The organism is Winogradskya consettensis, from assembly GCF_018332715.1.
Classification (GTDB): Bacteria; Actinomycetota; Actinomycetes; order Mycobacteriales; family Micromonosporaceae; genus Actinoplanes; species Actinoplanes consettensis.
The window spans coordinates 203,751-224,690 of record NZ_BOQP01000016.1 but is presented as its reverse complement, the minus strand read 5'-3'; the positions used below and the strand labels follow the sequence as shown (position 1 = coordinate 224,690).

The following is a 20,940-nucleotide window of genomic DNA, read 5'->3' as shown; positions in this document are numbered from 1 at the left end:
CCGAACGGCGGGCTGACCGAGGCGTTACCGGTGGGAACCGACGCGGACCCCGAGGCGGCCCGCCCCTGGGCCCCCGCCGGCGAACCGGAGACAGAGCTGTTCGGCCCCACCGACGCCGACCCTGACGCCGACCCTGCGGAAGAACCCACCGCCGAACGGCCCGGAGCAACCGAGGCAGACCCCGACGCGGAACGGCCCAGCGCGGCTGATGGCGCTGCGGCCGACCCGGCCGGCCCGACCGAAGCGGATCCGGAAGCAGACCGAGCCTGACCAAACGGTCCGGATCCGGCCGGGCCCGCCGATGACGAACGAGTCGCTGCCTGCGATCCCGCCCCTGCCGGACCGACCGACGCGGTGCCGGCGGAATTGCCTGCTGCCGAGCCAGGAGATCCCGCGGTCCCGGAACCAGCCGTCCCGGAACCCCCGGAATCGACCGATGCCGAGCCGGCTGCCGGACTCACCCGGGTCGGCGGATCAGACTTCGCCGCGGCGACCGATGCCGAGCCGGACGAGCCGGACGAGCCGGGGCCGGGGCCGGCTACCGGATGAACCGCGGTCGCGTCAGAGCCGCCAGGGCCGCTCGCGGATCCAGGGCTGGTGGGTTCGGCGCCTCGCGCGGGAGCTGTGCCTCGTCCGGGGCCCGGCGCGGGGGTCGGGCCGGATGCGGGTTCGGGTGCCGGCTTGGACTTCGGGCCAGGGGTGAAGGCTGACCAGGGTGCCGGTTCCGGCGCGGGCGGGCTGACCGCTGCGGGGCGTGACGCGGCGGGCGGCGTGACCGGAGCGGGGCCGGTAGGCGCGGCCGGTGTGACCGGAGCCGGAGCCGGGGCGGTAGGCGCGCCCGGAGTGACCTGAGCCGAGCCGGCAGGCGCAGGCGGGGCAACCGGCGCAGGGCCGGAAGGCGCAGGCGGGGCAACCGGCCCGGGGGTCGAAGGCGCAGGTGGCGTGACCGGCGCAGGGCCGGAAGACGCAGGCGGCGTGACCGGCGCGGGGCTCGAAGACGCAGGCGGCGTGACCGGCGCGGGGCTCGAAGACGCAGGCGGCGTGACCGGCGCGGGGCTCGAAGACGCAGGCGGCGTGACCGGCGCGGGGCTGGCAGGGGCCGGTGGGGTGACCGCTGCGGGGCTGGAAGGGGCAGGCTGCTGCTGCGGTTCGGGCTCGCGGGGTTTGGGGGCAGTTGTTGTGGAATCGGCCGCCTGGGCCGATTCGGGTGGGTTTGTCGCCTCGTCGGTCGGGGTTTCAGTGGCTGGGGAGCGGTAGACGCCGGGAGTGTCCGATGGGGGCCGGGCGGCGGGGATGCGGGCCGAGCCGACGACCTTGGCCGCACCTCTCGCCGGGGTGGCGGGGTCGCTCGGGGGCGGCTGCGACCCCGGGGTGGCGTTCTGGTCCGGCGGTGTCATCCACCCGCTCCTCTCGGCCCGGCCGTTCCGGGCATCCGGACATCATCCCGGATGCGCGCCACCCGCCGCACGCCCCCGTTCAGGCGAGAAGTGGTTGAGTGCCCGCAGCGCCCGCGGAGTGTTCCGGCGAGCGGGGTTCGCCGGCCCTCCGTCCAGGGCGAAGTGCACACGCCCCGGACGGATACGACCGTGCAGCCGACGAACGTCCGGCTGCCGGTGGGAATGCGCGGCCGGATCACCATGAAGCAGCCGGCGCCCGTCCGGCTGCCGACGGGAGTGCACCTCGCGGCCGGATCACCAGCAAGCAGCCATGTGACCACATTCACCCCGGTAGGCCCCACCGCCTCAAGCGCTGGAAACGGACCGGCCCTCAGGGAGTTCTTTCGCGGGGTGGGCGGACAGCGCCCGCAGCCGCAACGGCGACCGTGAACAGGATTGCGACCAGCCACAGGGCCGTGAGCAGGCTGGTGGCCTCGGCGGCGAAGCCGACCGCGGGTGGGCCGGCGAGGTTGGCGAAGTAGCCGATGGTGGCGACGACGCTGACCCGGGCGGCAGGGTTGGGGCCACTGTCCGCTGCCGCCGACATGCCGAGCGGGAAGCCCATGGAGACGCCGACTGCCCACAGCAGGACGCCGATGAGCAGGACCACGACGTTGTCCGAGAGGATGAACAGGGCGACGCCGAGGACGCCGAGTGCCGAAGTTATGCGTACGGTGCGGACCCGGCCCAGTCTGTCGACCAGCGGGCCGCCGAGGACGCGGGCGGTGGTCTCGCCGACCGCGAAGACCGTGAAGAACAGTGCCGCCGTGGCCGCCGCCTGGGCGTGGCCGTCCTTGGCGGCGAGGGTGAGCCAGTTGTTGGCGGTGCCTTCGCCCAGTTCCGCGCCGAGCATGACCACGCCGATGAGCAGGAGGCGCCAGTCGGCCCAGCCGCGCAGCCAGCGGCGCAGGCGCTCCGTGGCCGGGACCGGGACGCCCGGGGTCTCGTCGCCTGCGCGGGGGCCCGTGGGGATCGCGCGGCCCAGGACTGCGGCGGTGGCGGCCATCAGGGCGGCTTCGCCGGCGAACTGCCAGGTGGGGCTGATGCCGAGGGCCGCACAACCCGCGCCGATTCCCGAGCCGATGGCGGCGCCGGCGGACCAGGCCGCATGCATCAGAGGCATGAGGGTACGCCCGGCAAGTTGCTCGATCGCCGCACCCTCCACGTTGATCATGACGTCGAGGGAGCCGATCGCGAAGCCCACCACGACGAAGCCGGCGCCGACCAGCAGCATCGAGTGCAGAACTCCGGCGCCGGCACCGATCACGGCGACAGCCGCGGCGACCAGGAGCAGGGCCGCGGGGATCGCGCGGCGGGCGCCGAGCCGGCCGAGCAGGGGTGTGGAGGCGAGCAGGCCGGCGACGGATCCGACCGTGACGCCGGCCAGCAGGACGCCGATCGAGCCGGTGCTCAGGTCCAGGGCGGCCCGCAGGTCGGGCAGGCGCGGGCCCCAGGTGGCGAGCGCGAGGCCGCCGATCGCGAACGCGACGATGATCGCGTTGCGCCAGCGTGCCAGCTCTGCCGGCGACAAACGTTCAACCCCTGTGATCGTACGATCGTTCATGCTGATCATTTAATCATTGGGCTGGTAAAGTGCAAGGCATGGGCAACCAGCAGCGCCAGAAAGAGATTCTCGACGCACTGCACCGCGACGGCCGCGTGGATGTTCCCGACCTCGCGAGGCTGCTCGGCACCTCGTCGATCACGGTCCGTCGCGACCTCGATCAGCTTGCCGCGGCCGGGGCGCTGCGCCGGGTCCGCGGCGGGGCGGTGACGACCTCCCTGCGTGGCGAGGGTCTGCCCTTCGACATCCGGGCCGTGGACGACATCGGGCTCAAGGCGCGGCTGGCCGGGGCCGCCGCCGATCTGATCGCCGACGGTGAGGCGGTCGTCATCGACAGCGGCACCACCGGGGCGGCCGCGGCGACCGCGCTGGCTCAGCGCCGGATCACCGCGATGCCGTTCTCCGTGCAGGGCATCGCCGCCCTCGCCGGCAGCCAGAGCGTGAGCCTGATCCTGCCGGGCGGGACGGTCCGCCGGCCGGAGGGCACGATCGTGGGCCCGCTCGCCGAGCGCACCCTGACCGGCCTGCGTTTCGACACCGCGATCCTGACCTGCTGCGCGGCCGCGCCCGCCGTCGGCGTCACCGCTTACGACCTGGCCGACGCGGCCGTGAAGCAGGCGATCAAGGGCGCCGCCGAGCGCACGGTCCTGATCGCGGAGGGCTCGAAGTTCGCCCGCAGCGCCATGGCACTGGTCTGCCGCCTGGAAGAGGTCGACGTGATCGTCACCGACCCCTCAGCCCCCACCGAAGCCCTGGCCCGCCTCGCCGACAGCGGCGTCCGCATCGAAATCGCCTGACCGAATCGCAACGCCGGCCCACAGCCGCAGCCGCAGCCCGGCCCACAGCCGCAGCCGCAGCCCGGCCCACAGCCGGGGCCGCAGCCCAAAGACGCAGCCGAATCAGGCGCCGGTCCTACGCCGCCAGGGTGTTCAGCTTGGCAACGGCGTCGGCGGGAAGGCGCAGGTCCGCGGCGGCGACGTTCTCGCGCAGGTGGGCCACGGACGACGTACCCGGGATCACGAGGATGTTGGGTGAGCGCTGCAGCAGCCAGGCCAGCGCGACCTGCTGCGCAGTGGCGCCCAGGGACGCGGCGATCTCGTCGAGCACGCCGGACTGCAGCGGGGAGAAGCCGCCGAGCGGGAAGAACGTGACGAAGCCGATGCCGTCCGCGGCGAGGGTGTCGATCAGGGCGTCATCACCGCGTACGACCAGGTTGTAGAGGTTCTGGACGAAGACGACGGGTGCGATCGAGCGGGCCTCGGTGACCTGCCCGGCCGTCACGTTGGACAGGCCGAGGTGGCGTACCAGGCCCTCTTTCTGCAGGTCGGCCAGCACGCCGAAGGTCTCGGCGACCGGTCCTGGCCCGGCGAGGCGCAGGTTGACGGCGTCGAGTGCGTCCAGCCCGAGGCGGGTGAGGTTCGCCTGGACCTGGTCGCGCAGGTCGCCGGTCGACGGGTCCCAGCTGCCACCCGGCCCGCGACGGAAGCCGACCTTGGTGACGATCTTCAGGTCCGGCGGGTACGGGTGCAGCGCCTCGCGGATGATCTCGTTGGTGGTGTACGGGCCGTAGTAGTCGCTGGTGTCCAGGTGCGTGATGCCCAGGTCGACGGCGGTGCGCAGGACCTGGACGGCCTCGGCGCGGTCGCGGGGCGGCCCGGACGCGTTCGGTCCCGCGAGTTGCATGGCGCCGTAGCCCATCCGGGTCAGCACCAGGTCGTCGGCCAGCTTCAGGGTCTCGGTCATGCCGTCGATCCTGCGCCCGCGAACGGTCGTCCGGGAGCTACAACTCGTCCTGGTACGGGTGATACCACTCAGTCGAGCGCCGCGTGGACGTCGTACTCATGGATCCAGCCCACCATGTCGGGCAGCGCCGCCAGTCGCGCGTTGCGCTGCTCGGCCGCCGGGCCGTCCGGCAGCTGGAAGCAGGCCGCGTTGCTGCGCGCGCCCATCTGGATCTTCCGGGTACGCGCCTTACGCACCTGTTCGTACTTCTGCAGGGCCACAGCCACGGGCAGATCCCTGCTCAGGTACGCCGCCAGCGCCGCGGCGTCCTCGACGGCCTGGTTACTGCCCTGCCCGGCGTGCGGCAGCATCGGATGGGCGGCGTCCCCGAGCAGCGTGACCCGCCCGGTGCTCCACCGCCGCAACGGTTCCCGGTCGTAGAGCGCCCACCGGCCGACCTCCCCAGCATTGCCCAGCATCGTGGTCACCGCGGGCGTCCAGCCGTCGAACGCGGCGGCAGCCTCGGCGGCGGTGCTGCGCGCCGACCAGGATTCCAGCGTCCACGAGGGGTCGGGCACGTACGCGACGAAGTTGATCAGCGAGCCCCCGCGTACGGGATAGGCCACCAGGTGCCGGTCCGGGCCGAGGAAGAACGTCAGAGCGAAAGTGTCCCCGCCCGGCACCCGGTCGACCGGCACCAGGCCGCGGTAACAGCTCATGGCGGAGAAAACCGGTTCCGTCGACGTGGTCACGTGCGAACGGACGGCGGAGCGCAGCCCGTCCGCGCCGATCACCACATCGGCCCGGGCGCTGCCGCCGTCGGCGAACACCAGTGAGACATGGTCGGCCGATTCGTTGAGCGCTACGCACCGCCGGCCCAGCTGCGGCTGCCCGTCGAACGCGTCGAGGAGCACCTGATGGAAGTCGGCGCGGTGGATGCCGAGGAACGGGCCACCGAAGCGGTGCTCGTACCATTCCCCGAGGGGATGTTCGTAGAAGACCGAGCCGGACCGCCAATGATGGAACTCGATGCGCTGCAACGCGGCCGAGGCGCCCCGGACAGCCGCGCCGAGGCCGAGCGCGTCGAGCACCCGCATGCCATTGCCCCCCAGGGAGACGCCGGCGCCGATCTCGGTCAGCTCGCTCGCCTGGTCGTACACGTCGACCTGGAGTCCACGGGCCCGCAACGCGATCGCGGCGGTCAGCCCGCCGACGCCCGCACCCACCACCGCGATACGCATGCCGTCCACAGTCTCGCGTTCAGTCATTCTCCTCAAGACCCGGCGGGGTTTCGCCGCGACCATGACCGCCATGCCCACTATCGTTTTCATCCACGGCCTCTGGCTGCACGCGACCTCCTGGGACCCCTGGCAGGAATTCTTCACGGCGGCCGGGTACGACACCGTCGCACCCGAATGGCCCGGCACCCCCGACACCGTGGCCGAGGCCCGGGCCAACCCGGACTCGATCGCCGACCACGGCATCGACGCCGTGACCGAGCACTACCTGAGTTTCCTCGACGGGCTGGGCGAGCCGCCGATCCTGATCGGGCACTCGTTCGGCGGCATGATCGCGCAGAAGATCCTCGGGCTCGGCCGGGCCGCGGCCGTCGTCGCCGTGGACGCCGCCCAGATCAAGGGGGTGCTGCCGCTGCCGCTGTCCGCGCTGCACGCGACGCTGCCGGTGTTCAAGAATCCGGCGAACATCCGCCGGGCCGTCTCGCTGACCGCCGAGCAGTTCCGCTACGGCTTCGGCAACGCGATCAGCGAGGAGGAATCCGCCGGCCTGTACGACCGGTGGACGATCCCCGCCCCCGGGCGCCCGCTGTTCGAGGCGGCGGCGGCGAACTTCTCGCTGCACTCCCCCGCCGCCGTCGACACCGGCAACACCTCGCGCGGCCCGTTGCTGCTCATCGCGGGCGGCAAGGACCACACCGTCCCGGAGGTCATCACCGAGGCCACGGCGAAGCAGTACCGGCACTCCCCCGCGGTCACCGAACTCGTGGCGTTCCCCGACCGCGGGCACTCCCTGACCATCGACAACGGCTGGCGCGAGGTGGCGCAGACGTCACTCGACTGGCTGCACGCGCAGGGCCTCTGACGGGTCGAGAAGCACACGAAGAGCCTTTAGCGGGCCAGGAACGTGAGGAGCAGTTCGGTCATGTACGCCGGCTGCTCCTCCCAGATCCAGTGGCCCGAATTCGGAACGACCGCTTCCTGGACGTGTACGGCGTACGAGCGGGCCTGCTCCGCCACCTTCTCCTTCAGGCTGTGGTCGGCGCCGACGGCCAGGACCGGGATCGTCAGCTTCCGCTGCCCGGACAGCGCGACGTCGCCGTTGTCGGTGCCGAAGGCGCGGAACCACTCGAAGCTGGCGCGCAGATGGGCGTCGTCGCGCAGCGCTTGCGCGTACACATCGGTGTCCTGCTCGTGAATGGCGGCCTTGTTGACCGCGAGCCAGTCGACGAACCCGGCGACCCACTGCTTCTCGTGCCCGTCGATCGTGTTCTCGGGCAGGCCGTTGGTCAGCGAGAAGAACCCGAAGTTCCAGAAGCCGGGCCCGCCCTTGTTCAGCGACGGATAGGTGTAGACGGTATCGTCCGGGATCGGCGCCTCGGTCAGCGCGAGTTTGCGCACCTCACCGCGATAGGCAGCGGCATACGCGTACGCCACCATGGTCCCGATGTCATGACCGACCACATTCACCTCACGGGTACGCCCGAGCGAGGCCAGCAACGCATGCACGTCAGCGGCCATGGTCACCTTGTCGTAGCCCCCGGCCGGCGCACTGCTGCCTCCCGCACCGCGCAGATCGGGCGCGATGACCGTGTAACTGCGTCCCAGCGCGGGCAGCACCCCGAACCACTCGTACGACGTCTCCGGATATCCGTGCAGCAGCACCAGCGTGGGCCCGTGCCCGCCGATGACGTAGTGCATCTTGATCCCGTTGACGTTCGCGTCCCTCGCGCTGAAACCCTGTGGTGGCACCGGATTTCCGGCCGGGGGATGCAGGCGGGCCGCCACGGGTGAGGCGAGGGCCAGGACCACGGCGAGCACGACCGCGGCGTACCGTCGAATTGTTGTCATGCGGCGACGGTAGGGATCAGCCCCCGGACCGGTCTTGAGTCGGTCGACTGCGCGGACGGCTGATATCGGGCAGTTCGCGTAACTCGCGCCGGGACGTCACCGCCAGCTTCGGAAAGAGCCGATAAAGATGGGACGCCACGGTACGCGGTGACAGGAACAGCCGCTGCCCGATCTCCCGGTTCGTCAGCCCCTCCGCGGCCAGCCGCGCGACGGCCAGCTCCTGCGGGGAAAGATCCGCGTGCACCACCGGACCGGCATCGGCCAGCGCCCCGGTCGTACGCCGCAGCCACGGCGTTGCCCCGAGTTCGGCGAACGTCGCCCTGGCAAGATGCAGTTGCGCGCGGGCCTCACCGGTCCGTCCCTCCCGCCCGAGCCACGTCGCGAAGGCGAGCCGCACACGGGCATCCAGCCACGGCCAGTCGTCCAGCCCACCGGCGAGCGCCTTGCGGAAATGCGGCTCGGCATCGGCCAGCAGGGCATCCGCCAGCAGCAGGTTCGCGGCGAGAACAGGGCTGAGCCAGGCGGCACCGCCATGACGGGCGAGCACGGCGCGAGCCGCATCGTGGCGACCGCCCAGGGCCGCGACCTCCGCGAGAAACCCGAGGGCTTCGGCCAGCTCCGGCACGTGCATCCCGGTCCCGGTGGCGGTCGCCATCATCTCGTACGCGGCCAGGTGCTCACCGCCTCCCGACAGGGCAATCGCCCGCGCCGTCACCAACCGCACCCGAACCCCGGGAGCCCGCCGCCCGTCCAGCTCCCCCTCCGCAGCCGCCGCCGCGCTCCCGCAGGCCCGAACATCACCCCGGCACGCGGCCAGCACAGCTTCCACTGCCAGCGTGTACGCCGTCCACACCGGCCACTCCCGCCCGCCGTCGAAACTCGCCGCCCGCCGAGCCGTCCCCCAGTCCCCCAGCACCAGCGCCGCACCGGCCCGCATCGCCGTCACCGCCGCCAGATCCCCCAGCCGACCCACCGCCTCCAGCCCCCGCCCTGCCACCGCCAGATGCCGCGCAGCCGTACGAGGATCCCCCACCACCAACGCCGCCTCCCCCAGCAACGCACTCCCTGCCGCCCCGGCAACCCGCTCCAGCCCGACCTCCCCCAGCCCGTTCTCCCCCAGCCCGTTCTCCCCCAGCCCGGCCTTCCTCAGCCCGGCCTGCTCAAGCCCGGCCTGCTCAAGCCCGGCCTGCTCAAGCCCGGCCTGCTCAAGCCCGACGGATTCGTCCGGGCCGGTTCTGTCCGCCTCAGCCTCCCGATCTGTGGCCTCCCGATCTGTGGCCACCCGATACGGGGCGGCGGTGGTCAGGGTTTGCACCTCGGGGCCGTGGCGGGTCGGTGCTGCCCAGGCCAGGGCCGCCGCGTAGCGGGCCCCGGCACGCAGGGGCGCCGGCAACCGCCGGAGGGCGGCAAGAACACCCGGATCGCCCGGTGCCTCCCGGGCAGCGGCGAGCAGAACGTCCAACCCGAGCCCAGAATCAGCAGCAGCGGCGCCGTGCGACGACCGGGCGAGCGACAGCCGCACCCGGCCCGCGTCGTCGAGTCGACCGACGTCCACTTTGTTTAGTATCTCGTGCCCGAGCGAGTGGTGGCCCAGTTGGGCAGCCGCCGAAGCGGCGCGGATCAGCCTGGTACCGCTCCGGGCGGGATCGGTGGTCAGCCGCGCGGCGACGACCAGCCGGCGCAGCTCCACGAGCGGCGATACGTTGCTGCGTAACGGATCCAGCAGATCAGCGAGACCGTCATCCCGGCCGGGGACGGCCTGCGCGGCGTGCCACCAGCGTTCCTCACCGCGCAGTGTCCCGGCCAGCGCCGCATGAGCGCGGATGCGAACCGCGAACGGCATCAGATGCAGCAGCGCGGCCCGCAGCAGCGGCTGCCGGAACGCCACGCCATGCCCCCGGATCACGATCGCGCCGACGCCAACGCCAACGCCGGAACCAAGATCTGGGCCGAGGCTGGAACCGTTGCCGTTGCCGCTGCCGTTGCCGCTGCCGCTGCCGAGGCCGCTGCCGAGGCCGCTGCCGCTGCCGCTGCCGCTGCCGAGGCCGAGGCCGAGGCCGAGGCCGAGGCCGAGGCCGAGACCGGGACCGGGACCGAGGGCCAGGCTCAGGATGTCCGGGTCCGCCCCGGACGCGGCGGCCAGTTCGCCGAGCGTGAGGGTTTCCGCCACCGCGACGAGGTCCAGCGCCGCGCGTGTGGACTGTGGCAGCCCGGCCAGACCCGCGACCAGGCTCGCGGCGAGCCGGTCGGTGACGGGTGGCTCCCAGAGCCGCTCGGGGCCGGCCGTGCGCCACGCGACCGGCAACTCCGTCAGCGCGAGGGGGTTTCCGTGGGCGCCGGCGGCGATCAGGCGCCGCTCGATCGCGGGGAGGTTCCCGGCCTCGCGGGTCAGCAGCCGGTCGGCGGCGGCATCGTCGAGGGCGCCGACCCGGATCGTTTCCGCGCCCGGCCACGGTGCCTGCTCGTGATGGGTGGCGGCGAGGACGCGGAGGGGGTGCTCACGGCGTACGTCGGTGAGGTCCTGGATCTTCTGGATGTCTGCCGGGTCCAGCAGGTGCGCGTCGTCCACGATCACCGGGGTGGCCGGTGCCTCGCGGGCGGCGGTGGACAGCAGGGTGGTGAGGCCGATGCCGGGCTCGCCGGTCAGGACCAGGATCGGCCGGATCGGCGGCTGGGCCAGCCGGAGCCGCACCGCCTCGAGCAAGCCCGAGCGCCCGATCAGTTCTTCCCGCACGGTTCCTCCCGGGGCGGGACGGTAACCAGGGCCAGTGACCATCGAGTGACCGCCGGAGACGCGGCCCACACCGGGTGGGACGGCCTTGCCGTGGGCCGTGGGCGCTCCTACCGTCGAGGCGTGACGCAGACGCTGCTGCCCGGCCCCAAGGTCTATTTCGGCCTGTTCGGTGGTGTGCGGGCGTGGCGCAACCAGCGGCCGCTCGAGCTCGGGCCGCCGCAGCGGCGCGCGCTGCTCGGCATCCTGCTGGCCGCGGACGGGCGGCTGGTCACGATCGCCGGGCTGATCGACCTGATCTGGGGTGAGCGGCCCAGCGCCAGCGCGACCAATCTCGTGCACCGGCACGTGGGGGCGTTGCGGCGCACGTTCGAGCCGGAGCTGCCGCACCGGGCGGAGGGTCGCTGGCTGGTCCGGTCGGGGAGCGGTTACGAGGTGCGGGTCGACGCCGTCTCGTGTGACCTGCGGCGGTTCCGGCTGCTCGCCGAGCGCGCTGCCCAGCCCGGGACCAGCCCCGCGACGGTCGCCGATCTGCTCCTGCAGGCGCTGGAGCTGGCGTCCGGGGCTCCCGGGGAAGGGTTGACGTTCCCGCTCGCGCAGGCGACACCGTTCCGGGTCGTCGAGCGCGAGCGGGTCGGTGCTGCGATGGCCGCCGCCGACGCGGCACTGCGGTGCGGCCGGGAACGCCAGGTCACGCCGCACCTGATGGCCCTGAGTGCCCGGCATCCGCTGGACGAGCCGCTGCACGCCCGGCTGATCGACTGCCTCGCCGCGGGCGGCGAACGGGCCGGGGCGCTCGCCGTCTACGAGGACGTGCGGCGCCGGCTCAACACCGAGCTGGGGATCGAGCCCGGGCACGAGCTCGGCGACGCCCGCCGCCGGGTGGTCGCACGCTCCCCCGCAGCCGGGCGGCCCACGACCCTCGCCGTCACCGTGCCCGCCCAGCTTCCCCCCGCACCCGCGGTCTTCCTCGGTCGCGAGCGGGAGCTGGCAGCCGCCGACGCCTACCTCGCCAGGTTCGCCGCGGCCGCGGACGGAAGCCTGGCCGCGGACGGAAGCCTGGCCGCGGACGGAAGCCTGGCCGCGGACGGAAGTGCTGAGGGCGGGAAGCACGCGGCCGGGCATCGGATCTGCGCGATCACGGGGGTGGCGGGGATCGGGAAGACGGCCCTCGCCCTGCACTGGGCGCATCGCATTGCCGGGAAGTTCCCCGACGGGCAGTTCTACATCGACCTGTGGGGCGACGACGGCGAGGGTGCCGCCCCGGCCCAGGTGCTGCGGGGCTTTCTGACCGCGCTCGGGATGCGGCCCACGGCCGGTGCCGATCAGGAGAGCCTGGCGGCGGCGTTCCATCAGGCGGTGCGGGGGCGCAAGCTGCTCTTCGTGCTCGACGGCGCGCGTGGGAGCGTGCAGGTGCGGGCGGTGCTGCCCGCCGATCCCGGCTGCCTGGTGATCGCGACCAGCCGGCACTGCCTGACCGGCCTGATCGCCCACGAGGGGGCGCAGCCGATCCCGCTCGAAACCACGCTCAGCCCGGTGCCGGTCTGACCGCGATCCGGGGCGCCAGCTGGGTCCGGGACGTTATCTCCAGCTTCGGGAAGATCCGATACAGATGCGACGCCACCGTACGCGGGGACAGCATCAGCCGTAACCCGATCTCCCGGTTCGACAGGCCCTGCGCGGCGAGCCGGGCGATCCGCAGCTCCTGCGGCGACAGGACGCCGGGCTCGGATTCCCCGGCCGGCACTCCCGCGGCGCGCAGCTCCGCAGCCGCCCGCCGCGCCCAGGCCGTGGCACCGGCCAGCGCCAGGCTGCGCTGCGCCGCGGCCAGGTGCACGCGGGCCTCGGCGATCCGGCGCCGGCGGCGCAGCCAGGAGCCCAGACCCAGCTCGATCCGCGCCCGCAGCCACGGATGGTGCCCCGGTGTGGCGGCCAGGGCGAGCTTGAAACAGTCCGCGTCGTCGGCGAGCAGCGCCCGGGCGTAGGCCAGGTTGAGGGACTCGTCCCGCATGCGATGAACGACGGCGGCCAGCGGCGCGTGGTTGCCGCTGTGCACAGCGGCTTCGGCAAACAGGTCGAGCCAGCGCGCCGCCGTGCCCGGGTCGTATCCCTCGGCGGTGTCGTCGAACAGCGTGCTGAGCAGCGCATATGCGATTGCCCACGAGCCGCGGCCCAGCTCGGTCACGGCGCGGGCCACCCGGCTCTGCGCCCCGGCCGCGCCCACGTCGTGCCCGCGGGCGGCCACCCGGTCCACCACGTCGCAGTCGGTGAGCGCGCCCGGGACGTCGCCGCGCAGTGCCCGTACGGTGGCTCGGATCGCCGTCGCCCGCAGCTGCCAGACCGGCTGGCCCGTCAGCCCCGCCAGGCGCATCCCCTCCTCCGCCGCACGACCGGCCGCATCCCAGTCCCCCAGCGTCATGGTCACGTGCGCATGCACCGTCTCCACCCGCGCAAGCAGCCCCGGCCGCGCACCCTCCGAAGCAAGCGCCCGCACCCCGTCCGAAGCCCGCACCCCATCCGAAGCCCGCGACCCATCCGAATCCCGCGACCCATCCGAATCCCGCACCCCGTCCGAATCCCGCACCCCGTCCGAAGCCCGCAACCCGTCCGACGCCCGCGCCGCGTCCGAAGCCAGCGCCCAGTCCGACGCCGGCGCCGCGTCCGGAGCGGCCAGCGTTCGGGCCGTGGCCGCCAGCAGGTCGGCGGCGCGGGCTGGTTCTCCGACGTGCAGGGCGGCGACGGCCAGCGGCCAGCACGCGTCCGGGTCGTGCCGCGGCGGCTCGGCGACGACGGCGGCCAGCAGGTGCCGGGCGTCGTCCGGTGTCGCGACCGCGAGTGCGGCCAGGTAGCGCGGATCGCCACCGCTGCCGGGCAGACGCAGCAGGCATTCGAGCAGGGGCCCCCGCACCGCGGGCCGGTCGCCGTCGAAGAGCAGTGCCAGAGCCAGCTCGGCCAGGGCGTCGAGCGCTGCCCCCGGCTGTCCGGCGGCGATCAGCCGGGCGGCGGGGAGGCAGGCGGCCGCGGAGGGTTCCCGGAGCCGGGTCAGCTCGATGGTCATGTTCTCACCGTAGGGTGCGCTCACGGCGTACCCATCAGCAACAATGACTGCATTCCCCGGTCAGGCACCCACCCGGAACGCGAGGATCGCGCCGGGGTCCGTGAGGACGTCGGTGGGTGTGCCGTCCGGGCCGCGGACCATCCCGGTGCTGTCGGTGGCGACGTAGACCGTTGTGCCGTCGGGGCTGAGAGCCGTGTCGCGGTAACGGTTCCGCGATACCCACAGCCGTTCCTGCTTGACGACGCTGCGGCCGTCGACGCTGAGTACGAGCCGGTGCACGGCGCCGTCCTTGAGGCTGGTGACGAGCAGGGCGCTGCCCCAGCCGCGGACGCCCCTGTAGTAGGTGAGGCTCGACGGCGCGATGGTCGGGTTGCAGATGAACCAGTCCTCGCTCGGGGCGCACTTCGATGCCGGGTCCCGGAAGTCGTAGTCGTTGCCGACCGTGGTGCCCAGTGTGCTGATCGGCGCGTCGAGGGTGCCGGTCCAGGCGGACTCCTGCTGCGTCGGCACCGCGGCGGGGGCCACGAGCTCGTCGTAGGCGAGGGTCTTGCAGCCGGGAGCGGCGGACCAGTTGGAATACACGTACGCGCTGTCGTCGCGCTTCCCGGCCACGTACGGCCAGCCGTAGTTGCTCCCCCGGTGGACGATGTTGATCTCGTCGTCGGTCTTGGGGCCCTGCTCCGCCTCGTAGAGCCGCCCGTCGCCGGTGAAGTCCATCCCCTGCGGGTTGCGGTGACCGTACGTGATGACGTGGCTGCGTACCCCGCCGAGTCTCGGGTTGTCCGCGGGGATCGACCCGTCCGGGTTCAGCCGCAGCGTCTTGCCGACGTACGAGCTCCAGTCCCCGGCCCGCACCTCGGCGAGGGTCGGCAGGCGCTGGGCCCAGTTCGGGTCGCAGGCGTTGGCGAACTGGTTCGCGCCCTGGTCACCGATCGTGTAGTACAGCTTGCGGTCGGGGCCGACGCGCAGCCGGCCCGACTGGTGGTCGGTGCCGGACGGGAGCCCGGTGAGCACGTCGGCCGGGCTGATCAGCGTGTGGGTCGCGGCGTCCACGGTGTAGCGGACGATCTTCAGGCGCAGCGTCTCGCCGGTCACGGCGGCGGGGGTCTTCGTGAGGTACGAGTACGACAGGTACGCGTACCCGGATCCGAAGGCGAGCCCGAGCAACCCGTCCTGGCTGCCCCCGGCCTGGTGGTATGCCGTCCCGGCGAGGTCGAGCGCCGTGGTCTTCGTCCCGGTCGCCGGATCGACCCGGGTGACCTTCAGGCCGCTCTTCTCGGTCACCCAGAGCTGGCTGTCCGGACCCCAGACGATCTCGTACGGGTCCGCCAGCCCGGTTGCCAGAACCGTCCGGGTGAATGTCGTACGCGGTGCCGCGGCACCGGGCGCCGCAACGCCCAGGGTCAGCGTGGATACAGCGGCCACCGCCGCGAGGACAGTCCTCAAGAGCTTCCCATTCCCAGCCGGCGCACACCGCGCGTTGATCTTCAGTGCGTGTAACGCACCGGACCCGTTCGCGGTCACGGGCCCGGCGCCATTGCGGCGCCGGGCCCGTGGGGAAGAGCCGGGGTCAGTTCAGCGTCTTGGAAATGCTGATCATCTCGTGCCGGGCGACCACCTTGACGCGCTTGCGGCCGTGCGGCTCGCCGAGGGAGATCTCGTGCCGGTCCAGCACCTGCCAGCCGGCCCAGGTGGTGAAGTCCAGACCCCGCTGCTCCAGGTACGCGATGACGGCGGCCGGGTCGGCGTCGGTCGCCCGGGGCAGCGTGGCGGCGTCCGCCATCAGGCTGGTGATGGTCTCGCCCGCGTCGCCCTTGGTGTGCCCGATCAGACCCACCGGACCGCGCTTGATCCAGCCGGTGACGTACATGCCGGGGATGTGCTCGCCGTCGAGGTCCATGATCCGGCCGGCCTCGTGCGGGATGGTGCCGGTCTTCGTGTCGAACGGCAGGTCGGCGAGGGCCTTGCTGAGGTAGCCGACCGCCCGGTAGACCGCCTGGACGTCCCAGTCGGTGAACTCGCCGGTGCCGCGGACCCAGCCGTCGCCGGTCAGCTCCTGGGTCTCGGTCCGGATCGACTCGACCTTGCCGTCGCCGCCGATCGACACGGGGGCCTGCAGGAAGTGCAGGTGCAGGCGGCGAGGGCGGTCGCGGGGGTCCCGCACGGCCCAGTTCTGCAGGATGTCGACGCACATCTTGACGTGCCGGGTGGCCCGGATCGTCTCGAGGCTGCCCTCGTCGAACTCGATGCCCTCGGGGTGCACGATCACCTCGACGTTCGGCGACACGTCCAGCTCGCGCAGCTCCTGCGGGGTGAACTTCACCTGTGCCGGGCCACGGCGCGAGAACATGTGCACGTCGGTGACCGGGCTGGCCTTGAGCTCCTGGTAGACGTTGTCCGGGATCTCGGTGACGAGCAGCTCGTCGGCGGTCTTGGCGAGGATCCGGGCCACGTCGACGGCGACGTTGCCGGCGCCGATCACGGCGACCTTGGTGGCGGTCAGCGGCCACTCGCGCGGCACGTCGGGGTGCCCGTTGTACCAGGAGGCGAAGTCCGCGGCGCCGTAGCTGCCGACCAGGTCGATGCCCGGGATGTCCAGCTCGCGGTCCTTGTCCGCCCCCGTCGCGATGATCGTCGCGTCGTAGAAGCGGCGCATCTCCTCCGGCTTGACGTCCACGCCGTAGTCGATGTTGCCGATGAACCGGATCCGCGGGTTGTCGAGCACCCGGTGCAGCGCGGTGATGATCTCCTTGATCCGCGGGTGGTCGGGCGCCACGCCATAGCGGATCAGGCCGTAGGGCGTCGGCAACCGGTCGATGATGTCGACGGTAACCGTCTCCGAGGCCTTGATCAGGTGATCGGCGGCGTAGATGCCGGCCGGGCCGGCACCGATTACGGCAACCCGCAGGGGGCGGTCCATGGTTGCATCCCTTGCTCGCGCTGTCAGTCCGCACTGCCAAGATCCGGCAGCAGTCCTGAACTGTAAAACTTCAACCGTGGTTGAGGTCAACCTGATCATGGGGCCGGAGCTTCTTAGGGATGCCTAACTATACTTTTCTCGCCACCGCGCCGGCCGCCCGGCACCCCGCCGGCCTCGTGCAAACCCGTTCGGACCTGGTGTTTCACGCGCCGGGACGACGCGCCGGCCCCACGACCACGGCCGGCGAACTCGGCATAGAGAACTGCGTCACATCGGCCTCTCCGCTCCGGCACGCAAGCGTCGCCGACGAGGGCCCGGGTTCGAGTGCCACCCGGAGCACGCTGCGGTTCTGTACCGCTGACCATGAGATCTGGATCACCACGGCTTTTGACTTTCGTACCGGCCGGATGTGATGAATAGTTCCCTGCACCGTGCAGACAGACGCGGCGAGATGGGGGACAGATCGATGGTGAGCGGTGCAGCCGGCGCTGATGCTCCGGCCGGCGGTTTCGTTCAGCTGCTCAACCCCGACGGGGAGCGCGCCGACAGCTACACCACGCCCGACGGCGTGACGTATTCGGCCGACTTCACCGACGACGAGTACCGCGAGCTCTACACCGATCTCGTGATGGTCCGGCGCCTCGACGCCGAGGGGCTCGCGCTGCAACGCCAGGGCGAGCTGGGCCTGTGGGCCAGCCTGCTCGGTCAGGAAGCCGCCCAGGTCGGCGCCGGGCGGGCGATGCGCCCCCAGGACATGGCGTTCCCCTCGTACCGCGAGCACGGCGTGCTCTACACCCGGGGCATCGACCCGATCATGCCGTTCGGCCTGTTCCGCGGCATCGACCAGGGCGGCTGGGACCCCAACGAGTTCAAGTTCGGCATCTACACGCTCGTGATCGGCGCCCACACGCTGCACGCCACCGGTTACGCCATGGGCATCAACCTCGACGGCAAGACCGGCACTCCCGACGGCGAGGCCGCCATCGCGTTCTTCGGCGACGGCTCGACGAGCCAGGGTGAGGTCAACGAGGCCTTCGTGTGGTCGAGCGTCTACAACGCCCCGCTCGTGTTCTTCTGCCAGAACAACCAGTGGGCGATCTCCGAGCCCCTCGAACGCCAGACCCGCATCCCGCTGTACCGCCGCGCCGACGGCTTCGGCTTCCCCGGCATCCGCGTCGACGGCAACGACGTGCTCGCGTCGTACGCCGTCACCCGTGCCGCGCTCGACAACGCGCGCACCGGCAACGGGCCGACCCTGATCGAGGCGTACACGTACCGGATGGGTGCCCACACCAGCTCGGACGACCCGACCCGCTACCGCGACGCCGGCGAGGTCGAGGCCTGGAAGGCCAAGGACCCGATCAGCCGGATGAAGTCCTTCCTCACCAAGCAGCAGATCGCCGACGACACGTTCTTCCAGCAGGTCGAGAACGACGTCACCAAGATCGCCCTGGACCTGCGCGAACGGGTGATGGCCCTGCCGGACCCCAGGCCCGTCTCCATGTTCGACAACGTCTATCCGCAGGGGTCACCCCGCATCGACGCCCAGCGCCGGCAGTTCACCGATTACGAGGCTCTCTTCGGCTCCGGTCACTGACCTACCGGTCCGCGGTCACGAACTCACACGACCCGGAGTGGCTGTGCTCCTTCGTGCAGACCCGCCCGGTCGGCAGATGCACCAGCGCGCAGGCGCCGGCCACGGCTAGTTCCTCGTCGATGGATGAGTTGTGGATCTCGAGCCGGCGGGTCTCCGGGCCCTCCGGCACGGACGTGCCGTCGTCGTCGCTGTAACGCTGCACCAGCCACCACCTTGTCAGGACGTCGAAGGTTCACCATGGAGCAATCCGGCCCGAGAAGCCAGGCTTTGTCACCTGGCGTAATTTGCTGTCAAATGCCCGACGCTTAGTCGCCGCATCCCGGGGCAAAGCCCCTCCAGGACGCAACCGACCAGGCCGACGGAGGCACCATGACCGCCAACGAGACCATCGATACCCGCACGCCGGAAGAGATCCGGACCGACATCGAGCGCACCCGCACGGACCTCACCCGCCCCCTCAGGATGATCACCACGGCCCGGACCACGGCCGCGGAACTACCGGGCCGGGCGCGCCAGGCCGGCCGGACCGCAGGAGACCACTGGATGGCCACCGCCGCCGCCACCATGGCCGTGGCAGCCGCCGTCACCGCCCTGATCCTGCAACGCCGGCGCGCCGCCACCCAGGCCCGCGAGCTCGCCGCACGCAGCACCTGGCGACGCGGCTTCCGCAACCGCTGACCCGGCCGGCCACCGACGGACCCGTGGAGCGGGTCACTCCGCCCCACGGGCCGCGGTAGTACGGTCAGGCCATGCGCGTACCGACGGCGGCGATCACCGCAGGCTCCCTCATCGGCGGCTGGCCCGCGGTCCTCACGGTCTCCGCCCTCCCCGCGGCAGCCTCCTACGCCGCAGCCGACCGCCACCCCCACTGATGCCACAAGCGGTCGAGCTCCTCCTCGACGACCGCTCCGACCACCACATCAGGCAGATCTGGGCCGCCCTCGACGCCGCCGGCATCCCCTCCCTCGGCAGCCGCCCCCACGCCGACTACCACCCCCACGTCACCCTGTCGGTGTTCGGAAACGGCAACGCGTCCCAGGTCGCCGCCGCCCTCCGGCCGCTGTTCACCACGGCGGCCGGCCTCCCGCTGCCCCTGACAAGCCTCGGCTTCTTCCTCACCGGCGAGGCCCCCGCCTTCCTCGGCGTCACCCCCACCTCCCGCCTACTGATGCTGCACCGCCAGGTCCACAACGCTACCGAGCCTCTGGTGGCAGACATCTGGCCCTACTACCGCCCCGACGCCCTCTCACCGCACTGCACCCTCGCAACCGGCGCCACCGACAGAGCAAGGATCATCGAGATCGTGGCGTCCTTCCCCACCCCGGTCCCCGCCCACGTCTCCACAGCCCATCTCGTGGACCTACCGGGCGGACACACCAGAACCCGGCTCACACCGGCATGACCCCGCCCGCCGCAATCCGCAAGGGGCGCAGGAGGGCTGGATCCGCCGCCGGAGCCGGGTTCACCCTGAGGGTGAGGTTGCGGGAGGCGTGTGATGGCAATCGTGCTGCTGATCCTCGGCGTCGCCAATTTTCTCGCCGTGGTCATGCTGATCATCTACGACCTGACATCCGGCGTACGGGCGCGCTACCGACGAGCACGGGACCTGGACGCCGTACACCATGGAGTGATGGGCATGGTCTCCGTCATGCGCCACAGCGACCTGGGCCAGGACGCCTCCACCGGCTCCAGCGGCGGCGGCGGCGGCGGTCACGATCATGGCAGCTTCGGCGGTCACGACATGCCCGAATCCTTGTGAACGACGCTCAGTCCTCGTCGTCACCCTGAACCTTGCCGCCGAGTAGTCCAGCCCTATGACCTCCCGAACTCGTGCCAGTGCGGTGTGGACGACGACACCGGTTACCGGCCGGGGCCTACCGTGCCCGGCATGGAGGTCACCTTTCTGCTTGTCGCCCTCGCGGTCATCGCTCTCGTTCTGCTCACGCCACTGCTGATCCTGGCAATACGCGTCCGCCGCCTGGTCCGCCGCCGCGGCCTCACCATCTCCGCCGCCCTGCTGACACTCGGCTCGCTGACCACGATCGTCCTGACCGCGCTCATCTACGCGGCAGCGACGTACGCATGGGGCATGCTGTCCGGCTTCGGCGCATTGGACCCCGCCGAGACGTGCGCCTCCGCGGCAGGTTTCTACTCCGGCACCCCCGGCCCGCCCGACGACCGCTGGACGGGCATAGCCGAAAACGCACTCCCCATCGCGCGTACGTGCTCATGGTCCGACGGAACCCGCTTCGAACTGGTGCCGTGGTGGGTCAACCCGTTGCTCTTCGCCTGGCTGACAATCGCAGTCGCCGCGCTACCGGCCGGCCTGGCCGCCCGCGCGGTCGACCGCGGCGAGGCTGTCCGCAGCGGCTACCAAGCCTAGAAAAGCCGTCCCCGGTACGGGTGGGGGCGCCCCCACTTCTCCTCCCACCGCAGCAGGTTCGCCTGCCACTCCGGGAGGTCGGGACGGTACTCCCGGACGACGGACCGTTCCGGTTGGGCGACCAGGAAACGCCAGTAATCCTCGATCGCCACCCGAGCGACGCCGGCCGGAAACTCCCCCTCGGCACCAGGGATCCACAGGTTGGTGATCAGCAGCGCCGGCGGCGTGAACGACACCGCGTAGTTCTCGCTGCTCCACTCCTCGAACGGCGCTTCGCCGCGAGCCACGTCATCGGCCATCGCCAGCGCGTCCAGGGTTACGAGAAAGAACGTGCCGAGGTCAGTGGTCAGCCATTCGCCCAGAAGGTCGTATCGCTGGTCCTCGACCTGGTAGACGGGACGGCGGAAAGTGGGATCGATCCGCAAGCTGACAACACTCACCGG

20 protein-coding genes are annotated in these 20,940 nt (G+C 71.8%); 10 read left to right on the top strand and 10 right to left on the bottom strand.

Annotation, left to right across the window (positions count from 1 at the left end):
* The first annotated feature begins 30 nt into the window (after positions 1-30).
* Positions 31-270 carry a hypothetical protein gene (locus tag Aco04nite_RS16810; RefSeq protein WP_212998149.1) on the top strand — a complete coding sequence of 80 codons (240 nt, stop codon included), beginning with the start codon at positions 31-33 and terminating at the stop codon, positions 268-270.
* A gap of 1,497 nt (positions 271-1,767) precedes the next feature.
* On the opposite strand, the gene Aco04nite_RS16805 is transcribed toward Aco04nite_RS16810, so the two are convergent.
* Positions 1,768-3,000: an MFS transporter gene (locus tag Aco04nite_RS16805; RefSeq protein ID WP_212998148.1), complete on the bottom strand. Its 1,233-nt coding sequence runs from the start codon at positions 2,998-3,000 to the stop codon at positions 1,768-1,770.
* 38 nt (positions 3,001-3,038) lie between these two features.
* On the opposite strand from Aco04nite_RS16805, the gene Aco04nite_RS16800 reads away from it, so the two are divergent.
* Positions 3,039-3,797, top strand: a complete 759-nt coding sequence (locus tag Aco04nite_RS16800; RefSeq protein WP_212998147.1) for a DeoR/GlpR family DNA-binding transcription regulator — start codon at positions 3,039-3,041, stop codon at positions 3,795-3,797.
* A 115-nt stretch (positions 3,798-3,912) separates the two neighbouring features.
* Here Aco04nite_RS16800 and Aco04nite_RS16795 read toward each other — a convergent pair whose 3' ends face one another.
* On the bottom strand, positions 3,913-4,743 hold the full coding sequence (locus Aco04nite_RS16795) for an oxidoreductase (protein WP_212998146.1): 831 nt from the start codon (positions 4,741-4,743) through the stop codon (positions 3,913-3,915).
* 68 nt (positions 4,744-4,811) lie between these two features.
* On the bottom strand, positions 4,812-5,990 hold the full coding sequence (locus tag Aco04nite_RS16790) for an FAD-dependent monooxygenase (RefSeq protein ID WP_244876053.1): 1,179 nt from the start codon (positions 5,988-5,990) through the stop codon (positions 4,812-4,814).
* A gap of 43 nt (positions 5,991-6,033) precedes the next feature.
* Here Aco04nite_RS16790 and Aco04nite_RS16785 point away from each other — a divergent pair, with 43 nt between their 5' ends.
* Positions 6,034-6,822, top strand: coding sequence for an alpha/beta hydrolase (locus tag Aco04nite_RS16785; RefSeq protein ID WP_244876052.1), 789 nt, complete (start codon positions 6,034-6,036; stop codon positions 6,820-6,822).
* 26 nt (positions 6,823-6,848) lie between these two features.
* Here the strand turns inward: Aco04nite_RS16785 and Aco04nite_RS16780 are convergent, their stop codons facing one another.
* A complete protein-coding gene (locus tag Aco04nite_RS16780; RefSeq protein ID WP_212998144.1) occupies positions 6,849-7,808 on the bottom strand; it encodes an alpha/beta fold hydrolase in 960 nt (319 codons plus the stop codon).
* Positions 7,809-7,824: 16 nt separating this feature from the next.
* Positions 7,825-10,542 carry a helix-turn-helix transcriptional regulator gene (locus tag Aco04nite_RS16775; protein ID WP_212998143.1) on the bottom strand — a complete coding sequence of 906 codons (2,718 nt, stop codon included), beginning with the start codon at positions 10,540-10,542 and terminating at the stop codon, positions 7,825-7,827.
* Positions 10,543-10,662: 120 nt separating this feature from the next.
* Here Aco04nite_RS16775 and Aco04nite_RS16770 point away from each other — a divergent pair, with 120 nt between their 5' ends.
* Positions 10,663-12,087 (top strand): AfsR/SARP family transcriptional regulator, encoded by a 1,425-nt coding sequence (locus tag Aco04nite_RS16770; protein WP_212998142.1) that lies wholly within the window; start codon positions 10,663-10,665, stop codon positions 12,085-12,087.
* On the opposite strand, the gene Aco04nite_RS16765 is transcribed toward Aco04nite_RS16770, so the two are convergent.
* From Aco04nite_RS16765 to Aco04nite_RS16755, 3 genes are all read right to left on the bottom strand, one after another.
* Complete coding sequence (locus tag Aco04nite_RS16765; RefSeq protein WP_212998141.1) at positions 12,068-13,597, bottom strand: helix-turn-helix domain-containing protein; 1,530 nt, start codon at positions 13,595-13,597, stop codon at positions 12,068-12,070. The two genes, Aco04nite_RS16770 and Aco04nite_RS16765, sit on opposite strands and share 20 nt — an antisense overlap.
* Positions 13,598-13,657: 60 nt before the next feature.
* Entirely contained in the window at positions 13,658-15,022 is a 1,365-nt protein-coding gene (locus Aco04nite_RS16760) for a glucose/sorbosone family PQQ-dependent dehydrogenase (RefSeq protein WP_244876051.1), read from the bottom strand.
* Positions 15,023-15,167: 145 nt separating this feature from the next.
* Positions 15,168-16,517 (bottom strand): FAD-dependent oxidoreductase, encoded by a 1,350-nt coding sequence (locus Aco04nite_RS16755; protein WP_212998140.1) that lies wholly within the window; start codon positions 16,515-16,517, stop codon positions 15,168-15,170.
* Positions 16,518-16,983: 466 nt separating this feature from the next.
* Between Aco04nite_RS16755 and pdhA the strand changes: the two genes are divergently transcribed.
* Positions 16,984-18,114: a pyruvate dehydrogenase (acetyl-transferring) E1 component subunit alpha gene (gene pdhA / locus Aco04nite_RS16750; RefSeq protein ID WP_212998139.1), complete on the top strand. Its 1,131-nt coding sequence runs from the start codon at positions 16,984-16,986 to the stop codon at positions 18,112-18,114.
* A 1-nt stretch (position 18,115) separates the two neighbouring features.
* Here pdhA and Aco04nite_RS16745 read toward each other — a convergent pair whose 3' ends face one another.
* The gene (locus Aco04nite_RS16745) at positions 18,116-18,316 is read right to left on the bottom strand and encodes a hypothetical protein (protein WP_203842538.1); all 201 of its coding nucleotides are present in this window, start codon (positions 18,314-18,316) and stop codon (positions 18,116-18,118) included.
* Between the two features lie 167 nt (positions 18,317-18,483).
* On the opposite strand from Aco04nite_RS16745, the gene Aco04nite_RS16740 reads away from it, so the two are divergent.
* The 5 genes from Aco04nite_RS16740 to Aco04nite_RS16725 all read left to right on the top strand — a co-directional run bounded on the left by Aco04nite_RS16740 (position 18,484) and on the right by Aco04nite_RS16725 (position 20,497).
* Positions 18,484-18,792, top strand: coding sequence for a hypothetical protein (locus tag Aco04nite_RS16740; protein WP_212998138.1), 309 nt, complete (start codon positions 18,484-18,486; stop codon positions 18,790-18,792).
* Positions 18,793-18,863: 71 nt separating this feature from the next.
* Positions 18,864-18,986, top strand: a complete 123-nt coding sequence (locus Aco04nite_RS49610; protein ID WP_280519349.1) for a hypothetical protein — start codon at positions 18,864-18,866, stop codon at positions 18,984-18,986.
* Entirely contained in the window at positions 18,986-19,516 is a 531-nt protein-coding gene (locus Aco04nite_RS16735; protein WP_212998137.1) for a 2'-5' RNA ligase family protein, read from the top strand. The genes Aco04nite_RS49610 and Aco04nite_RS16735 overlap by 1 nt, the downstream gene beginning before the upstream one ends.
* A gap of 93 nt (positions 19,517-19,609) precedes the next feature.
* Entirely contained in the window at positions 19,610-19,873 is a 264-nt protein-coding gene (locus tag Aco04nite_RS16730; RefSeq protein ID WP_212998136.1) for a hypothetical protein, read from the top strand.
* Positions 19,874-20,002: 129 nt separating this feature from the next.
* The gene (locus tag Aco04nite_RS16725) at positions 20,003-20,497 is read left to right on the top strand and encodes a hypothetical protein (RefSeq protein WP_212998135.1); all 495 of its coding nucleotides are present in this window, start codon (positions 20,003-20,005) and stop codon (positions 20,495-20,497) included.
* Here the strand turns inward: Aco04nite_RS16725 and Aco04nite_RS16720 are convergent.
* The gene (locus tag Aco04nite_RS16720; RefSeq protein WP_212998134.1) at positions 20,494-20,937 is read right to left on the bottom strand and encodes a hypothetical protein; all 444 of its coding nucleotides are present in this window, start codon (positions 20,935-20,937) and stop codon (positions 20,494-20,496) included. The two genes, Aco04nite_RS16725 and Aco04nite_RS16720, sit on opposite strands and share 4 nt — an antisense overlap.
* Positions 20,938-20,940 lie beyond the last annotated feature (3 nt).